At 67.4% G+C, this 20,360-nt stretch carries 20 protein-coding genes; 5 read left to right on the top strand and 15 right to left on the bottom strand.

The annotated features are described in order from the left end of the window. Positions 1–17: 17 nt before the first annotated feature. From fusA to RHCRD62_RS16255, 12 genes are all read right to left on the bottom strand, one after another. Entirely contained in the window at positions 18–2,120 is a 2,103-nt protein-coding gene (fusA, locus tag RHCRD62_RS16310) for an elongation factor G (RefSeq protein WP_050065723.1), read from the bottom strand. Between the two features lie 137 nt (positions 2,121–2,257). Next, a complete protein-coding gene (gene rpsG, locus RHCRD62_RS16305) occupies positions 2,258–2,728 on the bottom strand; it encodes a 30S ribosomal protein S7 (protein ID WP_050065722.1) in 471 nt (156 codons plus the stop codon). Continuing rightward, positions 2,728–3,102 carry a 30S ribosomal protein S12 gene (rpsL, locus tag RHCRD62_RS16300; RefSeq protein ID WP_007531705.1) on the bottom strand — a complete coding sequence of 125 codons (375 nt, stop codon included), beginning with the start codon at positions 3,100–3,102 and terminating at the stop codon, positions 2,728–2,730. Before rpsL ends, rpsG begins: the two co-directional genes overlap by 1 nt. A gap of 300 nt (positions 3,103–3,402) precedes the next feature. Continuing rightward, positions 3,403–4,824: a wax ester/triacylglycerol synthase domain-containing protein gene (locus RHCRD62_RS16295; protein WP_050065721.1), complete on the bottom strand. Its 1,422-nt coding sequence runs from the start codon at positions 4,822–4,824 to the stop codon at positions 3,403–3,405. Positions 4,825–4,931: 107 nt separating this feature from the next. After that, positions 4,932–5,531, bottom strand: coding sequence for a TetR/AcrR family transcriptional regulator (locus RHCRD62_RS16290; RefSeq protein ID WP_050065720.1), 600 nt, complete (start codon positions 5,529–5,531; stop codon positions 4,932–4,934). Positions 5,532–5,546: 15 nt separating this feature from the next. Continuing rightward, on the bottom strand, positions 5,547–6,329 hold the full coding sequence (locus RHCRD62_RS16285; protein ID WP_050065719.1) for an enoyl-CoA hydratase family protein: 783 nt from the start codon (positions 6,327–6,329) through the stop codon (positions 5,547–5,549). Then, positions 6,329–7,489, bottom strand: a complete 1,161-nt coding sequence (locus RHCRD62_RS16280) for an acyl-CoA dehydrogenase family protein (protein WP_050065718.1) — start codon at positions 7,487–7,489, stop codon at positions 6,329–6,331. Before RHCRD62_RS16280 ends, RHCRD62_RS16285 begins: the two co-directional genes overlap by 1 nt. Before the next feature lie 5 nt (positions 7,490–7,494). Then, positions 7,495–9,507, bottom strand: coding sequence for an acetyl/propionyl/methylcrotonyl-CoA carboxylase subunit alpha (locus RHCRD62_RS16275; protein ID WP_050065717.1), 2,013 nt, complete (start codon positions 9,505–9,507; stop codon positions 7,495–7,497). A gap of 7 nt (positions 9,508–9,514) precedes the next feature. Then, the gene (locus RHCRD62_RS16270; RefSeq protein WP_050065716.1) at positions 9,515–11,113 is read right to left on the bottom strand and encodes an acyl-CoA carboxylase subunit beta; all 1,599 of its coding nucleotides are present in this window, start codon (positions 11,111–11,113) and stop codon (positions 9,515–9,517) included. 58 nt (positions 11,114–11,171) lie between these two features. Next, positions 11,172–12,323 (bottom strand): acyl-CoA dehydrogenase family protein, encoded by a 1,152-nt coding sequence (locus RHCRD62_RS16265; RefSeq protein ID WP_050065715.1) that lies wholly within the window; start codon positions 12,321–12,323, stop codon positions 11,172–11,174. Beyond that, positions 12,320–14,050, bottom strand: a complete 1,731-nt coding sequence (locus tag RHCRD62_RS16260; RefSeq protein WP_050065714.1) for an acyclic terpene utilization AtuA family protein — start codon at positions 14,048–14,050, stop codon at positions 12,320–12,322. Before RHCRD62_RS16260 ends, RHCRD62_RS16265 begins: the two co-directional genes overlap by 4 nt. After that, positions 14,047–14,838: a TIGR03084 family metal-binding protein gene (locus RHCRD62_RS16255; RefSeq protein ID WP_050065713.1), complete on the bottom strand. Its 792-nt coding sequence runs from the start codon at positions 14,836–14,838 to the stop codon at positions 14,047–14,049. The genes RHCRD62_RS16260 and RHCRD62_RS16255 overlap by 4 nt, the downstream gene beginning before the upstream one ends. A gap of 365 nt (positions 14,839–15,203) precedes the next feature. Here RHCRD62_RS16255 and RHCRD62_RS25910 point away from each other — a divergent pair, with 365 nt between their 5' ends. Together RHCRD62_RS25910 and RHCRD62_RS25905 are read left to right on the top strand one after the other, a co-directional pair. Next, on the top strand, positions 15,204–15,374 hold the full coding sequence (locus RHCRD62_RS25910) for a hypothetical protein (protein WP_157050953.1): 171 nt from the start codon (positions 15,204–15,206) through the stop codon (positions 15,372–15,374). A 490-nt stretch (positions 15,375–15,864) separates the two neighbouring features. Next, positions 15,865–16,002: a hypothetical protein gene (locus RHCRD62_RS25905; RefSeq protein WP_157050952.1), complete on the top strand. Its 138-nt coding sequence runs from the start codon at positions 15,865–15,867 to the stop codon at positions 16,000–16,002. Between the two features lie 76 nt (positions 16,003–16,078). On the opposite strand, the gene RHCRD62_RS16250 is transcribed toward RHCRD62_RS25905, so the two are convergent. Further along, complete coding sequence (locus RHCRD62_RS16250) at positions 16,079–16,552, bottom strand: DUF309 domain-containing protein (protein ID WP_050065878.1); 474 nt, start codon at positions 16,550–16,552, stop codon at positions 16,079–16,081. Between the two features lie 110 nt (positions 16,553–16,662). Between RHCRD62_RS16250 and RHCRD62_RS16245 the strand changes: the two genes are divergently transcribed. Both RHCRD62_RS16245 and RHCRD62_RS16240 read left to right on the top strand, forming a co-directional pair. Next, positions 16,663–17,118, top strand: a complete 456-nt coding sequence (locus RHCRD62_RS16245; protein ID WP_050065712.1) for an SRPBCC family protein — start codon at positions 16,663–16,665, stop codon at positions 17,116–17,118. A gap of 98 nt (positions 17,119–17,216) precedes the next feature. Continuing rightward, entirely contained in the window at positions 17,217–18,281 is a 1,065-nt protein-coding gene (locus tag RHCRD62_RS16240; RefSeq protein ID WP_050065711.1) for a class I SAM-dependent methyltransferase, read from the top strand. Positions 18,282–18,334: 53 nt separating this feature from the next. Here the strand turns inward: RHCRD62_RS16240 and RHCRD62_RS16235 are convergent, their stop codons facing one another. Continuing rightward, entirely contained in the window at positions 18,335–19,570 is a 1,236-nt protein-coding gene (locus tag RHCRD62_RS16235) for an acyl-CoA dehydrogenase family protein (RefSeq protein WP_050065710.1), read from the bottom strand. Positions 19,571–19,673: 103 nt separating this feature from the next. Here RHCRD62_RS16235 and RHCRD62_RS16230 point away from each other — a divergent pair, with 103 nt between their 5' ends. Further along, positions 19,674–19,883, top strand: a complete 210-nt coding sequence (locus RHCRD62_RS16230) for a PLD nuclease N-terminal domain-containing protein (protein WP_171018682.1) — start codon at positions 19,674–19,676, stop codon at positions 19,881–19,883. A gap of 22 nt (positions 19,884–19,905) precedes the next feature. Here the strand turns inward: RHCRD62_RS16230 and RHCRD62_RS16225 are convergent, their stop codons facing one another. Further along, complete coding sequence (locus RHCRD62_RS16225) at positions 19,906–20,334, bottom strand: hypothetical protein (RefSeq protein WP_253277339.1); 429 nt, start codon at positions 20,332–20,334, stop codon at positions 19,906–19,908. Positions 20,335–20,360: the final 26 nt, after the last annotated feature.

Genomic DNA, 20,360 nt, shown 5'->3' with positions numbered 1-20,360 from the left:
CGTGCTCCCAGCTGGTGTTACTCGCCGGTCGCCTTGGCGATGATTTCCTTCGAGACGTTCGCGGGAACCTCTGCGTAGGAATCAAACACCATGGAGAAGTTCGCGCGACCCTGGGTCTTCGACCGCAGGTCGCCGATGTAGCCGAACATCTCCGAGAGCGGAACCAGCGCCTTCACGACACGGGCACCACTGCGTTCCTCCATGGCCTGAATCTGGCCACGGCGGGAGTTGAGGTCGCCGATCACGTCGCCCATGTAATCCTCGGGCGTGGTGACCTCGACGGCCATGAGGGGCTCGAGAATGACCGGGCCGGCCTTGCGGGCAGCTTCCTTGAGCGCCTGCGAGCCAGCGACCTTGAAGGCCATTTCCGAGGAGTCGACGTCGTGGTACGCGCCGTCGAGCAGGGTCAGCTTCAGGTTCACCAGCGGGTAGCCGGCGAGCACGCCGTACTGCATGGCGTCCTGAGCACCGTGGTCCACGGAGGGGATGTACTCACGCGGAACGCGGCCACCGGAGACCTTGTTCTCGAACGCGTAGGACTCGCCGTCCTCACCGATGTACGGCTCGAGCGCGATGATCACCTTCGCGAACTGACCGGAACCACCGGTCTGCTTCTTGTGGGTGAACTCGTGCTTCTCGACCGTCTTGGTGATGGTCTCGCGGTACGCGACCTGCGGCTTGCCGACGTTGGCCTCGACCTTGAACTCGCGACGCATACGGTCGACGAGGATGTCGAGGTGCAGCTCGCCCATGCCGCCGATGACGGTCTGGCCGGTCTCCTCGTCGAGTTCGACGGAGAAGGTCGGGTCCTCTTCGGCGAGCTTCTGGATCGCGGTGCCCAGCTTCTCCTGGTCGGACTTGGTCTTGGGCTCGATCGAGACCTGGATGACCGGGTCCGGGAAGCTCATCGACTCGAGAACGATCGGGGCGTCCTGCGCGCACAGGGTGTCGCCGGTCGTGGTGTCCTTCAGACCGATCATCGCGTAGATGTGGCCCGCGACGGCCTCGTCGACCGGGTTCTCCTTGTTGGCGTGCATCTGGAAGAGCTTGCCGATGCGCTCCTTCTTGCCCTTGGTGGCGTTGAGCACCTGGGCGCCCGGATCGATCCGGCCGGAGTAGACACGCACGAAGGTCAGCTTGCCGAAGAACGGGTGCGCCGCGATCTTGAAGGCGAGAGCCGAGAACGGCTCGTCCTTGCTCGGCTTGCGCGTGAGGTCTTCTTCCTCGTTGTTCAGCGCGTGACCGTGCACCTCACCGATGTCCAGCGGGTTCGGCAGGTAGTCGATGACCGCGTCGAGCATGGGCTGAACGCCCTTGTTCTTGAACGCGGAACCACACAGCACCGGGTACAGCTCGGAGTTGACCGTCATCTTGCGGATGGCGCCCTTGATCTCCTCGACCGTGAGCTCCTCGCCGCCGAAGTACTTCTCCATGAGAGCTTCGTCGGACTCGGCAACGGTCTCGAGCAGCTTCTCGCGGTACTCGGCGGCCTTGTCGGCCAGATCCGCGGGGATCTCCTCGAAGGTGGGCTCGGCACCGGTCGGCACCACGCCACGCCAGGTGATGGCACGCATCTCGACGAGGTCGACGACGCCGTCGAAGTCGTCCTCGGCGCCGATCGGCAGCTGGAGGACGAGGGGCTTCGCACCGAGACGGTCGATGATGGTCTGGACCGTGAAGTAGAAGTCCGCGCCCATCTTGTCCATCTTGTTGACGAAACAGATGCGCGGAACGTCGTACTTGGCGGCCTGACGCCACACCTGCTCCGACTGCGGCTCGACGCCTTCCTTGCCGTCGAACACCGCGACGGCGCCGTCGAGGACGCGCAGCGAGCGCTCGACCTCGACGGTGAAGTCGACGTGGCCGGGGGTGTCGATGATGTTGATCTGGTTCTTGTTCCAGAAGCAGGTCACAGCAGCGGAGGTGATGGTGATACCACGCTCCTTCTCCTGCTCCATCCAGTCCGTCGTCGACGCACCGTCGTGCGTCTCACCGATCTTGTAGTTCACACCGGTGTAGAAGAGGATGCGCTCGGTGGTGGTGGTCTTACCGGCATCGATGTGCGCCATGATGCCGATGTTGCGGACCTTGTTCAGGTCGGTCAGCACTTCCTGTGCCACAGGATTCTTCCCCGCTCGTAGCTTGTGTCGGCCCTACCGGACCACGTCTTCGTTGTTTCGCAGCCGGCCCTGATCGGACCCGACACTGCAGTGACGACGCCCGGGCGGCACCCATGTGAGTGCCGCCCGGCGTCGAATCACCAGCGGTAGTGCGCGAACGCCTTGTTGGCTTCAGCCATCTTGTGAGTGTCCTCGCGACGCTTCACAGCTGCACCGAGGCCATTGCTGGCATCCATGAGCTCGTTGGCGAGACGCTCGACCATCGTCTTCTCACGACGGGCACGCGAGAACGTGACCAGCCAGCGAAGGGCGAGGGTGGTGGAGCGGCCGGGGCGAACCTCGACCGGAACCTGGTAGGTGGCGCCACCGACACGACGGCTGCGGACCTCGAGGGCGGGCTTGACGTTGTCCAGCGCGCGCTTGAGGGTGACGACCGGATCGGTGCCGGTCTTCTCGCGAGCCTGCTCGAGCGCGCCGTAGACGATGCGCTCGGCCGTGGACTTCTTGCCGTCCAGCAGGATCTTGTTGACGAGCTGGGTGACCAGCGGCGAACCGTAGACCGGATCCGCGACGAGCGGCCGCTTGGGAGCGGGACCCTTACGAGGCATCAGCCCTTCTCCTTCTTCGCGCCGTAGCGGCTACGCGCCTGCTTGCGGTTCTTGACACCCTGGGTGTCGAGCGAGCCGCGGATGATCTTGTAGCGAACACCCGGGAGGTCCTTCACACGACCGCCGCGGACGAGCACCATCGAGTGCTCCTGCAGGTTGTGGCCCTCACCGGGGATGTACGCGGTGACCTCGACGGAGCTGGTCAGGCGCACACGGGCGACCTTACGCAGCGCGGAGTTCGGCTTCTTCGGGGTGGTGGTGTACACGCGGGTGCACACGCCACGACGCTGCGGGCTGCCCTTCAGTGCAGCGGTCTTCTGCTTGGACGGCTTGTCGTGCCGTCCCTTGCGGACCAACTGATTGATGGTTGGCATATACCGGCTTTCTTCTTCTTCGCCCGTTCTCCCCGCGGGGAAACCGGACTGGTGTGTATTCAGGGATCTAGCAGTTGGAGCAAGAAAACGCTGCTCCTCACCCGTTCCTCGACCCCGAGGTCGGGCGTGTCGCATACCCCCACACAGGCAGCCTGACAACCGCAACCCGCATCGAAATCGACGCGACTGCGCGCATGGCTCACCTAGCTAGGCACACAAATCGGCCCGGAAAGTCCGGACACGACCTACAACATTACCCGCCCGCGGACAAGAAGGTCAAAGTGAGCACCCACACCTCACTCAAGCCTGATCGACCTCTCCGAGGTGGGCGGCCTCGGTCTCTCCGAGGTGCGCATCGACCACGGTGCGGTACGCACGTCGCAGTGCATCCGCATACCGATCCGGATCGGGCATCACGTCGGGGTCGGCAGCGAAGGTCACCGTCAGCCGGTCCCCGACCGACACGACATAGTGATTCAGACGGGACCCGTCGCCGACTCCGAGGATGCCGAACGACTCGACCGCACGACCGCCGAGAAACCGCATGTTCTCGGCCCCGCGCGGGACGTTGGAGAGCATCGTGTTGCCCAGCGACACCGTCTCCCCCCGGCCGATCGGCAAGCGCGACCGGCGCCACACCAGCCAGTTCACGTACACCGCGGGCGCGACGTCGAGCGCACCGGACAACTCGGCGACAGCGGGATGCGCGAACCTGCGCTTCTCGGACACCATCGAGTCGTGGATTGCACGCAGTCGCTCGACCGGATCCTCGACGTCGGTGTGCAGGTCGACGGAGAGAACCACGAAGTTGTTGCCGGAGTCGGAGTCGACCGCTCCGCGCAGCGAGTAGGACACCTTGCCGCCGAGCGAACCCGCTGGCACCTCGCCATCCGCACGGAGGTAGGACGACATCGCGTCCCCGACCACGGCGGCGATGACGTCGGTGACTGCGATACCCGGATGCCGGGACCGCAGCGCCCGGATCTCGGCGAGGTCGAAGGTCACGACGTCGAACGTGATTCCACCTCCGTGCGTCCGATTGAACCGTGTCATCGGCCACCGGAAACGCGGCGTCCGGATTTCCCCGCTCGCCGCCGCCCGCGCCGCGGCCCTGGTGAGCGCTTGGGCGCGGAGCGAACCGCGGGCGAAGCGGAGTGCGTTGCCGGGGATCCGCAGGACGGCACGGCCGAACGCGGCGCCGGAGGACACATCCCGATATCCCGTTCCCGCAGGAAGCGGTTGCGCCGCAAAGAGTTCGCGAGCCAACTCGACGGTTGCCATCCCGTCGCCCACGGCGTGGTGGATCTTCAGCACCACCACGCAGGCACCGTCCGGGACTCGGTCGACTCCGCTGACATCCGTGATGACGAGTACTTCCCACGGCGGCCGCGCCGACGCCAGGCGAGTGCCGCAGACCTCCACGATCCGATCGCGCACGGCAGGCCACCCGGGGGCACGTGCCGGCTCGACCGTCACATGGTTGCGGAGGTCGAACTCGGCGTCCGGGGCCCAGTACGGGTAGTCCAGGTCAGCGGGAACCCGACGGATCCAGCTGCGGAAAACCGGCGAGTGCTCGATGCGCGGCGTCAGCCACTCCAGAACCGCCTCGAGATCGACGGTGGCTCCCGCGGGGTCGAACACGTAACCGTCGATGATGCGGGAGACGTGCGAGCCTGCTTCCGAGAGAACATGTGTCGCATCGGTTGCTGTCAGTTGGTGCATGTACTCCGCCTCACCGGTTGGTGCCGCCTCACCGGATAGATCACCGGGTCGCACGCGACAGCCTAGTGCGGAATGCCTGGATTCACCGGCCTCACCTGCACCGGGCCTCAGCCCAACCCTGCGCCGAGCTGGGCGTCGAGCGCCGACGCCCACATCCGAACCACCTCGGCGCGACGCGCGGAATCGTCGGTCAGCACGTCGGCGAGGCCGAGTCCGCGCGCCAGGTCGAGCGTCGCCTGGACCGCGGCGCGAACGCCCGGGTCGGTGCCGTCGACACCGAGCTGATCGATGGCCATCCGGTGCGCGGTGCGGCCGAACCGGTCCTCGAGCGGCAGCACCCGCTCGCGCAGCGCCGGATCGGATGCCGCTGCAGTCCACACCTGTAGCGCCGCCTTGAACAGGTTCCCCGTGTAGTACTCGACGAGACGTTCGACCACCGCGACCGTCCGTCCCTCCCCCACCGGAAACTCGACGGCTTCCTCTCGCGCGCTCTGCATCCTGGCGTCGAACATGTACTCGAGAGCTGCGGTGATCAGGTCTTCCCGGGTCGGGAAGTGGTGCTGTGTCGCACCGCGGGACACCCCCGCGCGGGTGGCGACAACCCCGACCGTGGTCGCCGCCCACCCGTTCTCCGCGAGACAGTCGATGGTCGCCTCGAGCAGACGCTGCCGGGTCACCCGGCTGCGGTCCTGCTGTGGTTCACGCATCGCTCACCCCTGTTCTCAGCGCGGCGGCGCCCACGACGGCGGCCGACGCTGCAGAAAAGCCGTCATCCCTTCGATCGCCTCCTCGGAGCCGAACAGCCTGGCCGACTGTGCGGCCACGTCGGAACCGTACCGGTCGAAGTCGGCGAGCATTCGCACCGTCGTCAGTCGCTTCGACTCCGCCAACCCCTGTGGGGAGGCCGATGCCAGCTCACCGAGCCACTTCGACACCGTCGCGTCCGCGTCGTCCGAGGCCGTGGTGACGAGGCCGATCGCTTCCGCCTCGGCCGGACCGAACTTCTCGCCGGTGAGGAAGTAGCGACCTGCGGCCCGCGGTGACATCCGCGGCAGCACCGTCAACGAGATGATCGACGCGGCCAACCCGAGCCGCGACTCCGTCAACGCGAAGGTGGACGCGGGGCCCGCCGCCACCAGATCGCAGGCCCCGACGAGACCCATCCCGCCCGCACGCACGTGCCCGTCGATCTTCCCGACGATCGGCTTCGGCAGTTCCAGGAACGCGCGCAGCAGATCCGTCATTGCGGTGGTGCGCTGGGCCGCCAGTGTCGCCGGATCCTCGGTCGCTCCGCTCGCCTCCGACAAATCGGCACCGGCACAGAACGTTCCGCCGGTGTGCGTGAGCACGACCGCGCGGACGTCCGGGTCCGCCGCCGCGTCGGCGAGCGACTGGCGCAGCTCTGCGACCAGCCGCGTCGAGATCGCGTTGCGGTTGTGCGGCGAGTCCAGCGTCACGGTGGCGAACCCACCCGCGACCTCGTACCGCACGACGCGATCGGTCATCAGTACGACCTCGGCAGCCGCAGGGAGTGCTGGGAGACGAAGTTGAGGATCATCTCGCGGCTGACCGGCGCGACGCGGGCGATCCGGGCCGCCCCGAGCATGGCAGCGAGGCCGTACTCCTTAGTGAGGCCTGCGCCGCCGTGCGTCTGGATCGCCTGGTCGAGCGCCTTGATGCTGGCCTCGGCCGCGGCGTACTTGGCCATGTTCGCGGCCTCGGCGGCACCGAAGTCGTCGCCCGCGTCGTACAGCGATGCGGCCTTCTGCATCATCAGCTTGGCCAGCTCCAGCTCGATCTTGCACTGAGCCAACGGATGCGCGATGCCCTGGTGGGCGCCGATCGGCGTCTTCCAGACGGTGCGCTCCCGTGCGTACTTCGTGGCCGCCTCGATGGCGTAGCGGCCCATGCCGACTGCCATGGCCGCGCCGAGGATGCGTTCCGGGTTCAGCCCGGCGAACAACTGCATCAACGCCGCGTCCTCGGAACCGACCAGCGCGTCGGCGGGCAGCCGCACGTCGTCGAGGAACAGCGTGTACTGGTGGTCGGGCTCGACGATGTCCATCTCCATCGGCGTCCGCACGAAGTTCTCGGTGTCGGTGGGAACGATGAACAGCGCGGGCTTGAGCTTGCCCGACTTGTGGTCCTCGGTCCGGGCGACGATGAGCACCGCGTCGGCCTGGTCGACACCGGAGATGAAGATCTTGTTGCCGCGCAGGATCCAGTCCTCGCCGTCCCGGCGGGCGGTCGTGGTGATCTGGTGCGAGTTCGAGCCGGCATCCGGCTCGGTGATACCGAACGCCATGATCTTGCTGCCGTCGGCCAGCGAGGGCAGCCACTTCTGCTTCTGCTCGTCGGTTCCGTACTTGCCGATGATCGTTCCGCAGATCGCGGGCGAGACGACCACGAGCAGCAGGCCGGCTCCCTGGGCAGCCAGTTCCTCCTGCACGAGGGCGAGTTCGTAGATACCGGCTCCGCCGCCGCCGTACTCCTCGGGCAGGTTGACGCCGAGGAAGCCGAGTTTGCCCGCCTCGTTCCACAGTTCGGTCAGCGGCTCGCCGCGGCGCGACCGGGGCAGCACGTAGTCGATGTAGTTGTAGCGCTCGCCGAGCTTGGCGACTGCGGCGCGCAGTTCCTTCTGCTCGTCGGTCTCGATGAAACTCATTGGGTTCACTCCCCTGCTTCGATGGTGTCGTCGACGATCGCGAGGACGGTGCCGACGTCGACCTGCCGGCCGACTGCGACGTTCAGTTCGGTGAGCACGCCGTCCGCGGGAGCGGTGATGGTGTGCTCCATCTTCATGGCCTCGAGCCACAGGATCGGCGTACCCGCGGTGACGTGGTCACCGACGGAGGCTCCGAGGCGAACGACCGTGCCCGGCATCGGCGCGATCAAGGATCCGGCCGCGACGACCGTGGACGGGTCGACGAACCGGGGCACGGCACGGAACGCGCTCGCGCCCGCCGCGGAATCGACGCACACGAGGTCGCCGTAGCGGGCGACGGCGAACCGACGGGTGAGCCCGCCCACGGTCAGGACCACGGACTGCGGTGTCGCCGAGACGAGTTCGACGTCGTCGACGACGTCGGTGTCGAGCACACCTCCGCGCAGGATCCGGTAGTCGACCTCGTGCGTCGTCGTCGCGCTCTCGAACACCTTGCGCTGGCGCTGCGAGGGCACGTTGCGCCATCCGCTCGGCGCACTCCCGACGACCCGTGCCGCCTGCCTGTTCGCCGCGGCCGTCGCGAGTGCGGCCGCGAGGGCCGACACCCGCTCGGAGTCACCCGATGCGACGGGAGCTGCGAGTGCCTCGAGCCCGTGCCTGTCGAAGAACGCGGTGTCCGTGTCCCCGGACAGGAAGGCCGGGTGGCGCAACACGTTCACCAGCAGGTCACGGTTGGTGACCAGGCCGTGGATCTTGGCCTGCGCCAACGCGGTCGCGAGTCGCGCCGCCGCGGCCCGCCGGGTCGGCGCCCATGCGATCACCTTCGCGAGCATGGGGTCGTAGAACACGCCGACGACCGACCCGTCGACGATGCCGGAATCGAGCCGAAGGCCACGCGGCGCCGCGGGGACCGTGAACTCGGTGTCGACGCCCGGGATGTCGATGCGGTGCACGGTGCCGGACTGCGGCTGCCACTCCTGGGCCGGGTCCTCCGCGTAGAGCCGGACCTCGATCGCGTACCCGCGGGAAGCGGGCAGCTGCGCGGGCAGCGCGATGCCCTGCGCGACCTGCAACTGCAGGTCCACCAGGTCCAGTCCCGTGGTCAGTTCGGTGACGGGGTGCTCGACCTGGAGTCGGGTGTTCATCTCCAGGAAGTAGAAGCCACCCTTCTCGTCCGCGAGGAACTCGACCGTGCCCGCACCTTCGTAGCCGATCGCGGCTGCCGCGTCGACCGCGGCCTGGAACAGCTTGTCGCGCATGCCCGCGCCCTCGGCATCGAGCTTCTCGACGAGCGGCGACGGGGCTTCCTCGACGACCTTCTGGTGGCGGCGCTGGATGGAGCACTCACGCTCGCCAACCGCCCAGACGGTGCCGTGCGCGTCGGCCATCACCTGAACCTCGATGTGCCGGCCGGTCTCGAGGTAGCGCTCGCAAAAGACCGTCGCGTCGCCGAAGGCGGACAGCGCCTCGGCAGCCGCCCCCTCGATCTGCCCGGGCAGGTCGGCGAGCGTACGCACGACACGCATGCCGCGCCCGCCGCCGCCGGCGGAGGCCTTGATCAGGACCGGCAGATCGGCCTCGGTGACCTGCCCGGGGTCGAGTTCCGCGAGCACAGGGACGCCTGCGGCGTCCATCATCTTCTTCGACTCGACCTTCGAGCCCATCAGCTCGATCGACTTGACGGGCGGCCCGATCCAGGTGAGCCCGGCGTCCTGGACCGCTTTCGCGAATTCGGCGTTCTCGGAGAGGAATCCGTAACCGGGGTGGATCGCGTCCGCTCCCGCCGCACGCGCAGCGGCGATGATCTTCTCGCTGCGCAGGTACGTGTCGGCGGCGGCGTTGCCGAGCAGGCGGACCGCGACGTCGGCCTCCCGGACGTGCGGGGAGTCGGCGTCGGCATCGGAGTACACCGCGACGGTCGCGATGCCCGCGGCGCGGGCGCTCGCGAACACGCGCCGTGCGATCTCTCCGCGGTTCGCCACCAGGACGGAGGTGACGGCGGTGGTGGTGACAGTCACGCTGGGCTCACATTCTGAAGACACCGAAGTTCTCGGTGCCTTCGATCGGGGCGGTGGCGATCGCCGAGAGACACATACCCAACACCGTGCGGGTGTCGCGAGGGTCGATGATGCCGTCGTCGTAGACGCGGCCGGAAAGGAACATCGGGAGCGATTCGGCCTCGATCTGGGCCTCGACCATCGCCCGCATGCCCTTGTCGGCTTCCTCGTCGTACGGCAGACCCTTCGACGCCGCGCTACCGCGGGCGACGATCGAGACGACGCCCGCAAGCTGCGCGGGGCCCATGACGGCGGACTTGGCGCTGGGCCAGGCGAACAGGAACCGCGGATCGTAGGCGCGGCCGCACATGCCGTAGTGGCCGGCGCCGTAGGAGGCGCCCATCAGGATGGAGATGTGCGGGACGGTGGAGTTCGAGACCGCGTTGATCATCATCGCGCCGTGCTTGATGATGCCGCCCTGCTCGTACTCCTTGCCGACCATGTAGCCGGTGGTGTTGTGCAGGAAGATCAGCGGGGTGTTCGCGCGGTTCGCGAGCTGGATGAACTGGGTCGCCTTCTGCGCCTCCTCCGAGAACAGCACGCCGCGCGCGTTGGCGAGGATGCCGACCGGATATCCGTTCAGCTCGGCCCACCCGGTGACGAGCGAGCTGCCGTAGAGCGGCTTGAACTCGTCGAAGTCGGAGCCATCGACGATGCGGGCGATCACCTCGCGCGGATCGAACGGAACCTTCAGATCGGCCGGCACGATGCCGGCCAGTTCCTCGGCGTCGTACAGCGGTTCGATCACCTCGGCCCGCGGGGCCGGGCCCTGCTTGCGCCAGTTCAAACGCTTGACGATGTTGCGACCGATGCGGATCGCGTCGTACTCGTCCTGCGCGAAGTAGTCCGCGAGCCCCGACTTACGGGCGTGCATCTCGGCGCCGCCGAGCGACTCGTCGTCTGACTCCTCACCGGTCGCCATCTTCACCAGCGGCGGCCCACCGAGGAACACCTTGGACTGTTCCTTGATCATCACGACATGGTCGGACATGCCCGGAATGTAGGCGCCACCCGCGGTCGAGTTACCGAACACCAGTGCCACGGTGGGGATTCCGGCCGCCGACGCCCTGGTCAGGTCACGGAAGGCCCGGCCACCCGGGATGAAGACCTCCTTCTGGGTGGGCAGGTCCGCGCCTCCCGACTCGACCAGCGACACCACCGGGAGCCGGTTCTGCATGGCGATCTCGTTGATCCGGAAGCTCTTCTTGATCGTCCACGGGTTGCTCGCGCCACCCCGGGACGTGGGGTCGTTGGCGACGATCATGCACTCGACACCCTCGACGACACCGATGCCGGTGACGACGTTGGCGCCGACCGGGAAGTCGCTTCCCCACGCCGCGAGGGTGCACAGCTCGAGGAACGGCGAGTCCTCGTCGACCAGCAGCTCGATCCGTTCCCGGGCCGTCAGCTTGCCGCGCTTGTGGTGCCGCTCGACGGATTTCGGCCCGCCGCCTGCGAGGGCCTTCTGCAGCTCGACGTCGATCTCGGCGAGCTTCGTGTTGGTCGACTCGGCTGCGGCGAGGTACGCCTCACCTGCCGTGTCGAGTGTCGATCCGATCACTGTCATCGTTGTCTACCCCACTGTGTCATCGGGTTTCGGGTCATCGGGTTTCGGTTCTTCCGGGTCATGCCTGGTATCCGAGCACTTTCGCGGCCAGCGACGTCAGGATCTCGTTGGTGCCGCCGCCGATCCCCAGGATCCGCATGTCGCGGTACTGGCGCTCGACCTCGCTCTCCCGCATGTAGCCGAGACCGCCGAACAGCTGCACCGCCTGGTGCGCAACCCATTCGCCGTTCTCGACCGCGGTGTTCTTCGCGAAGCACACCTCGGCCAGGAGGTTCTGGTCGCCCGCGGTGTACCGGTCGACGACCATGCGGGTGTACACCCGAGCCACGTCGACCTTGCGGGCCATCTCCGAGAGGGTGTTCTGCACCGACTGCCTGCTGATCAGCGGGCGGCCGAAAGTCTCCCGGTCACGGCACCAGTCGAGCGCCAGGTCGAGGCACCTCTGCGCGCTGGAGTACGCCTGCGCTGCCAGCGCCACCCGTTCCGAGACGAAGGCCTGCGCGATCTGGGCGAAGCCGGAGTTCTCGGCGCCGACCAGGTTGGCGACCGGGACGCGGCAGTCGACGAACGACAGCTCGGCCGTGTCCGACGCCAGCCAGCCCATCTTCTCCAGCTTGCGCGAGACGGTGAATCCCGATGTGCCCTTCTCGATCACGAGGAGCGACACTCCGCCCGCGCCGTCACCGCCGGTGCGGACCGCGGTGACCACGAAGTCGGCGCGGCATCCCGACGTGATGAACGTCTTGGCGCCGTTGACGATGTAGTCGTCGCCGTCGCGCACGGCGCGGGTGGTCAGGTGCCCGACGTCGGATCCGCCGCCCGGCTCGGTGATCGCGAGCGACCCGATCAGCTCACCGGCGAGGGTGGGACGAACCCACTTCTCGATCTGGTCGGGGTCACCCGCCGCTACCAGGTGCGGCAACGCGATGCCGCAGGTGAACAGCGACGCGAACAGGCCACCCGACGCCCCGGCCTGGTGCATCTCCTCGCACACGACGATCGAGTCGACCGGATCTCCGCCGCCGCCACCGACGGATTCGGGGAACGACACCCCGAGCAGGCCGAGTTCGCCGGCCCGCCGATGCAGTGCGCGAGGAAGCTCACCGCCCCGCTCCCACTCGTCGAGGTGGGGCAGGATCTCCTTGTCGACGAAGCGCCGAACGGTCTCGCGCAGGTCGCGTCGTTCGGGGGTGTTCCACGCATCGGTCACGAGATCGCCTCCTGGAGTGTGGTGCCGGATGTCGCCGAGTCGAGCAGCGCGGAGGGAATCGCGAGATGGCGCGAGCGCAGCCATTCGGCGAGCCCCTTCGCCTGCGGGTCGAACCGAGCCTGGTAGGCCACGCCGGGTCCGAGGATGCCCTCGATCACGAAGTTGATCGCTCGCAACTCCGGCAGGAGAGTCCGGGTGATCGGCAACTGCGCCGCCTCCGGCAGCATCCGACGCACCTCGTCCACCGTCAGTGCGTGCGCCAGCCACCGCCACTGCTCGTCGGTGCGAACCCAGACGCCGATGTTCGCGTTGCCGCCCTTGTCGCCACTGCGCGCCGCAGCAAGCGCGCCGAGCGGCGCGTCGACCGTCTCACCGAGCGGAAGCGGTTGCGGCAGCACCGGATCGACCACGGATTCGAGAGGCCTCGTCTCCGCCGTGGGCGCGATGTCGACGCGGGTGCCGTCGGGCAGCACCGCGACGTGCGGGACCAGGTCCGCGTCGACGTAGCCGGGGGTGTAGACGCCGTAGGCGGAGCCGTTGCCCGGCATCGACAGGAAGGTACAGCCCGGGTAACTGGCTAGCGCCAACTCCACCGCGACGTTCGAGAACGCCCGTCCGACCTTGTTCGGGTCGGGATCGCGGACCACGCAGCGCAGGATCGCGCTGGCCTGCTCCTCCGTTTCAGCGTTCGGACGGTCCAACCGGGCCAGGTCCCACGTCAGCTCGGCGGGACGTTCCGGAAGCCACGACTCCAGCTGGGTGCGTGCGAGCTCGGCCTTCGCCTCGATGTCGAGTCCGGTGAGCACGAAGGCCATTTCGTTGCGGAACCCACCGAGGGTGTTGAGCGAGACCTTCACCTGCGGCGGCGGCGCCTCGCCGCGGACCCCCGAGATCTCCACGCGATCGGGCCCGTCCTGCCGCAACGTCACGCTGTCGAGTCGGGTGGTGACGTCGGGGCCGGCGTAGCGCGCACCCTGGATCTCGTACATCAGCTGCGCGGTGACGGTGTCGACGGTGACCGCGCCCCCGGTGCCCGCATGCTTGGTGATGATCGAGGAGCCGTCCTCGCGGATCTCGGCGAGCGGGAACCCGGGTCGGCCGAGGTCGGGAATCTCGGTGAAGAACGAGAAATTACCACCGGTCGCCTGCGTGCCGCACTCGATCACGTGGCCTGCCGCCACCGCGCCCGCGAGGGCATCGTAATCGTCTCGGCGCCAACCGAAGTGGTGCGCCGCGGGCCCGACCACGAGGGACGCGTCGGTGACACGGCCGGTCACCACCACATCGGCTCCGGCGGCGAGGCACTCCGCGATTCCCCACGCACCGAGGTACGCGTTCGCCGTGAGCGGCTGCCCCAGACCGAGTTCCGACGCGCGTGCCGTCACGTCGTCGCCCTCGACGTGAGCGAACCGGGCCTGGATCCCGATCCGGTCGGCCAGGTCCCGCAGCTGTGCGGTCAGCCCGGCCGGGTTGAGGCCTCCCGCGTTGACGACGATCCGCACGCCGCGGTCCATCGCCAGCCCGAGCCCGTCCTCCATCTGACGCAGGAAGGTCTTCGCGTAGCCGAGGCCCGCATCCTTCATGCGGTCCTTGCCGAGGATGAGCATGGTGAGCTCGGCGAGGTAGTCACCGGTCAGGTAGTCGAGGTCGCCACCGGTGAGCATCTCCCGCACTGCGGAGGCACGGTCACCGTAGAAGCCGGAGCAGTTTCCGATGCGGACGCTCACGAGTCCTCCTTGCGATCACGGCCGGCGCCGGACGGACCGGCGAAGGCCTGGGCGATGGTCAGCCAGGTGGTGGCGTCCGCGCCGACCGCTGTCAGTGCGAGGTCGTCGCGGTGTGCGCGCTGGGTGACGAGCAGGCAGAAGTCGACGGCTGGTCCGGTGACGCGTTGGACGGCGTCGGCAGGTCCCCACACCCAGGTGTCGCCGTCCGGGCCGACGAGCTCGACACGGAACTCCTCGGCGGGCGGCGGCAGTTCGTTGACGGAATAGGCGAAGTCGCGGGTCCGCACACCCAGGTGCGCAACGGACCGCAGCCGTGAGGTGGGCACGACCTCCGCGCCGAGCGCGTCGGCGACGTCCTGGGCGTGCGCCCACGTCTCCATCAGGCGCGCGGTCGCCATCGACATCGCGCTCATCGGCGGTCCGTACCACGGCAGCTTGGTCCCGGCGGGCAGCGCGAGGAGTGCGTCGACGAGCGCAGCGCGTCCGGCCCGCCAGTCCGCGAGCAGTTCCGGCACCGGCCGCTGCGACTCGACCTCGGCGGCCTCGTCCACGAAGCCGGTGGGATTGAGCCAGGCCGCTGCCAGCGACTCGGCGAATCCGTCGGGGTCGGTGACGGACAGCAGCGCCGCGCGGTCGGTCCAGGCCAGGTGTCCGATCTGGTGCGCGATGGTCCAGCCTGCCGCAGCCGTGTCGGTGCACCACCGATCCTCGGGCAGATCTGCGACGAGAACGTCCAGCGCAGCACCCTCTGCCGCCAGGTCGGCAACCACTGCGTTCAACTCGGCCATGCGTCTCCTTCCACGATGATGTGTCAAGCATCACCCCGCGAGAATAAAAAAGCAAGCTTGCTTGCTTGTTATTTTCAGCGTCACCTCCCCGGCCGGATCACGAAAGAGCCACGGACGATCCCCGCTTGCTGTAGAAATTCTCCGAGCCACACCGACCTGGATGCACACCGACGAACCTCAGGAGCGCGTCATGTCCGATCCGATCGCCGTTCTCGACAGCCTGCTCTCCACCACCGACATCGCGAGCGAGGTCGGCAGCAGCGTCGGCCTGCCATTCCTCAACCTTCACTTCGGCAGCTGACCGTCACACGTCAGGACAACCTCGGCGAGTCGGACGATCCGCCACGTACCACAAGGAGACGACCGTGAACCTCTCATCCCTCGACCTCAAGGGCCTGTTCGCGATATTGGCCACCATGGCCGGCACGGGCACCAATGGCACGGGCACCAACACGGATGGACAATCGACCGTCGGCGTCTCGTCGGCTGAGCCCAGTTACGTCATGAATCTCGGTTCGGTCACCTTCATGGGCTGACAGACAGCCACCCCGGACCCGGTCACCGCTGTCCGTCGAACAATCGACACCTCCTCGATATTCACGTCGAAAGCCTGGTCACAACCCGGTCTCATCGGGTACAAATAGCCGAACGCTTGCCCAGGCGTACATATCACGTCACCAGCAAATCAGGAGTTACGCAATGTCCTCTGACCTCGCAGATCTGTTCGGCGGCCTGGCCACCGTGTTCGACGCCCTCGACAGCCTCTCCAGCGGCTCCGGCGACGGCGGCGGCTCGTCCAGCGGCTCGTCCAAGTAGTTTCAACACCTCACGGGAGGCCACCGGCACTCAGCCGGTGGCCTCCCGTTCTGCGTGACATGCCCGACGACAGCGTTGATCACGAAGCGGACCTCTGCCCTGTCCGCAATCCGAGGTAGCGGAATCGGATCCATGCCTATCCGGAGTGCGATAGAACTGGTGCCCCCGACACGCGGGGGCGTCACATGAACATCGAACCGAGGAGCACACATGGGATCGCTCGACAACCTCATCAACGGCCTGCTGGGCATCCAGCCCATCAACTCGCAAGGCGTTGGCAGCAGTATCAGCCCGAGTGGATTCGAGATCTCATTCGGTAGCCTCGGCGGATTCGGCCTCGGAAGCTAACTCGCGGCAACGCGGTGTCGCGATCTTGCGGAGGGACCACTGACAGTCGCCCTCCGCAAGATCGAGCCCACCGGCGTCAGCGAACCAGCCGCGGTCCCGGAACCCCTTCTCCCAGACCCTGGTCGAGGGCGGCAAGTACATCGGTCGACCACACGACCAATCCCGGCACGTCGAGTCCGTGCGGGGGCTGCGCGGCATACGGGCGAAGCCGAACGACGCCGCGTGCGATGACCTTTCGGCCCCCCGACACATTGCCGCGCCGCAGGTGGGTCAGGCCGACCGCCAACTGCGCGAGACCCTGCCACAGTGACCGTTCGTCGTCGGGCGCCGCTTTCCAGGCGTCCTCGAGCACCTCGTGCGCGTGAAACGGCATGTCGGCGTCGAGCAGTCGCTGCGCCTCGGCGATCGTCTCGGCGGGCGGGCGGACGAGCCCTTCAGGCGCCCGCGGGATCCCGACCGCGCCGCGCGGGAGCGGTCGACCCAGCCCGTCCCGCGGGCGTGCGTTCCGTGGACGGCCCCGTTCGTCACGTTCGCGATCCTTCTCATCCACCACAGCATCCACCCTATTCCGGCCCAACCCGGGCACGAGTGGACATTCTGTGCGTTACCGTGAGTAACAGAAATGGATCGACCCGGGTCGATCGTCCACGAGGAGCCTCCATGGGTCACATCCACCGCATCGCGACGACCACCGCGCCCGTCGCCGCCTGTTTCGCTTATGTCGACGACTACCGCAACGTCCCCGACTGGATGTTCGGCGTCACCCGATTCGAACCGGTCGGCGAGCAGTCGCAGGGTCTCGGGTCGGTTTTCGACGTCACCATGCAGCTCGGCCCCAAGGCACTGCACTCGCGTGTGCGCATCACCGAGTGGGAGCAGGATCGGCTGATCGTCCTCGATTCGATCGGCGGCATCTCCAGCTCCTCCAGCTGGCAGTTCGCACCGACCCCCAGCGGCGGCTGCGAACTGTCCGTCGACTTCGACTACACACTGCCCGGTGGGCTGCTCGGAAAGGCGCTCGCGAAGATCGTCGAACCGATCGTCGGTACGGCGATCGCCCAGACCGAGTCCACCTTGCGGCGCAGAGTCGAAGAGTTGTCCGGCCAACGCGGCTGAAAACACCACGGCGGGCCGGGCCCCGGAGTCACGATGGACCTGTCCGATTCCTGATCGAAGGTCCCTGTCCGCAGGTCCCTGATCAAAGGAGGACCGTCGTGTCCGCCATCAGTCCCGTCGATGCACTGGCCCAGCGGATACTCGAGGCGAGCCTCGGTGCCGTCGACCTGCTCACGATCCACGTCGGTGACCGGCTCGGGTGGTATCGGTGCCTCGCCGAGGACGGCCCACTGTCCGCCGACGACCTCGCCGCCCGCACCGACACCCATCCCCGGTACGCACGCGAATGGCTCGAGCAGCAGGCGGTGACCGGACTGCTCGACATCGACGCGAGCGACCCGCAGGCGCCACGGTTCTCGCTTCCCCCGGCGGCAGCGGAGGTCCTGACCGACACGTCCAACCTCTCGTACCTCGCACCGTTGGCCCGGATGTTCGCGGGCGCTGCCGGGCAGTTGCCCGCACTCCTCGACGCGTACCGCTCCGGCGGCGGGGTGAGCTGGGCCCAGTTCGGGGCGGACGCCCGCGAATCGCAGGCCGACATGAATCGGCCGTGGTACGAGCGGGAACTGCCGGGTGCGCTGGCCTCCGTACCGGACCTCGACGCGACCCTGCGTAGGCCAGGTGCCCGGATCGCCGACGTCGGATGCGGCGCCGGGTGGTCGTCCCTCGCACTCGCCCGCGCCTGGCCGGACGCCCGCGTCGACGGTTACGACATCGACGAACCGTCCATCGCGATGGCAGTCGCCAACACGGGCGCGGACGTCGCCGATCGCGTCACCTTCCACGCCGGAACCGCCGCGCTGCTACCGGAAGCGGAGTTCGACGTCGTGTTCGCGTTCGAATGCGTACACGACATGCCCGACCCGGTCGACGTGCTCGCCGCGGCCCGGCGGTCGCTCCGTCCGGGCGGCACCGTCGTTGTCATGGACGAGGCCGTCGCACACGAATTCACTGCGCCCGGCAACGAGACCGAGCGCCTGATGTACGGCTTCAGCCTCTTCATCTGCCTTCCCGACGGCATGAGTCACCAGCCGACCGCCGGCACCGGCACCGTGATGCGCCCACGAACCCTCCAACGCTACGCAACGCAGGCCGGCTTCACCCGATTCGAGATCCTCCCGATCGAGGACTTCGGTTTCTGGCGCTTCTACCGCCTCGGGTGAGGGGAACCCGCGCCCGGTCCCACCGGGCCGGGTTCCCCTCCTCTTGGAGGGAATCAGGCAAGCAGGCCCTTGGCGATGTGCGTCACCTGGATCTCGTTGCTGCCTGCGTAGATCATCAGCGACTTCGCGTCACGCGCGAGCTGCTCGACCTTGTACTCCCGCATGTAGCCGTTGCCGCCGAACAGCTGCACGGCCTCCATCGCGACCTCGGTCGCCGCCCGCGACGAGTACAGCTTCATCGCCGACGCCTCCGCCAGCGACACGGGCTTGCCAGCCGCGGAACGCTCCAGCGAGTTGAAGACCATGTTCTGGACGTTGATCCGCGCGATCTCCATCTCGGCCAGTTTGAGCTGGATGAGCTGGAACTGGGCGATCTCCTTGCCCCACAGCTTCCGGTTCTTCGCGTAGTCGACGGACAGGCGCAGGCACTCGTTGATGATGCCGAGCGACAGGTAGGCGATGCCGATGCGCTCGGCGGCGAACGACTCTTTCGCGCTTTCCTTGCCGTCGCCCTTCGCCGGGTTCTCCGTCTCGCCGAGCAACCGGTCCTTCGTGATCCGCACGTTGTCGAAGAACAGTTCACCCGTCGGCGACGAGTTCATGCCCATCTTCTTGAACGGTGCGCCCTGCGTGAACCCTTCCATCCCCTTGTCGAGGACGAAACCGAGCACCTTGCGGTCGCGGCGGTCGACGGACGCGTCACCCTCGTCGAGCTTGGCGTACACGATGACGACATCGGCGTACGGGCCGTTGGTGATGAACGTCTTCTGCCCGTTGAGGATGTAGTCCTCCCCGTCGCGGCGAACGTACGACTTCATGCCGCCGAACGCATCGGACCCGGAGTCGGGCTCGGTGATCGCCCACGCACCGACCTTCTCCATCGTCACGAGCTCGGGCAGCCAGCGCTTCTTCTGCGCGAGGGTGCCCCGGCTCCGAATGGTGCCGACGGCGAGCCCGAGGCTCACACCGAGCGACGCGACCAGTCCGAGGCTCACACCGGCGAGTTCACAGTTGAGGATCGCCTGCATGCCGCCGGCGACCGCTGCACCCGACTTGCCGGATGCCGGAACGTCCTCGCCCCGCTCGCGCGCCTCGTCGCGGGCGATCTCCTTCTCGAGTCCCTCGGTCGCCATGTCGGCGATCCCGAAGGTGCTGTACATCTTCCGGATGATGTCGAACGGCGGCAGCTCGCCGCTCTCCAACTGGTCGACGTGGGGCGTGATCTCTTTGGCGATGAAGCCACGCAGTGCGTCGCGGAACATCAGGTCGGTGTCGGACCACTCGTACATGTCGTGAACTCCAAGCATTTTCGGCGGCTACTTCCGCCAATATAGAACACGTTCTCGTAATGGAACCCCGACATGACCCCACCGAGCACGGATACTGGTCCGCATGAAGCAGAAGCAGATCGATCCCCGGCTCCGCGTCCCCCTCGCGCTCCTCTCGGTCGTGCAGCTGGCCCTGACGGTCGCCGCACTCCTCGACCTGCGTGGTCGCGACGCGGACGAGATCCGCGGCTCCAAGCCGGTGTGGGCCGCCGCGTCGTTCGTGAACTTCGTCGGCCCGATCGCCTACTTCACATTCGGACGCCGTCGATCCTGACCAGGGCGCCTGCCTGCCACCGTCACGCGACGCGTCGGCGGCTGACCCCTCGCTGATGACGACCGCCGGTCAACCCCCACGTCGTGTCCGATTCGGCACTGCCGGGTCGACGGCGCTCGATGTTGAAATCGGTGATCGGAAGCCGCTCCAGCAGCGGAGACTCCGCACACGGATCACCGTGGTAACCCTGCTCGAGCATCGAGTACGCCGTGTGATTGACCGCCTGGACCGCGACCTTCAATGCGGCGAGCGCGGTCGGCTCCGGGCCGAATCGGGCGAGGGTGTGTCCGCCCTGGACGGAGGTGCCCACGACGGCGTAGAAGGTCCAGTCGGTGTCGCTTGTCCCGGGACCGGAGTCGGCCGCCTCATCGACGCCGGAACGGACCGGATCGGCTCCGCGGGTGAGCGAGGGTGAGGTTTCGGACGTTCTCGGCGTGGATTCGGTGGCCATGACGCGCCTTCTTCCGTGTGTTGCTA

Origin of the sequence: Rhodococcus sp. RD6.2, assembly GCF_001040705.1 — a bacterium.
Taxonomy (GTDB): domain Bacteria; phylum Actinomycetota; class Actinomycetes; order Mycobacteriales; family Mycobacteriaceae; genus Rhodococcus_G.
This window is presented reverse-complemented; position numbering and strand designations above follow the sequence as displayed.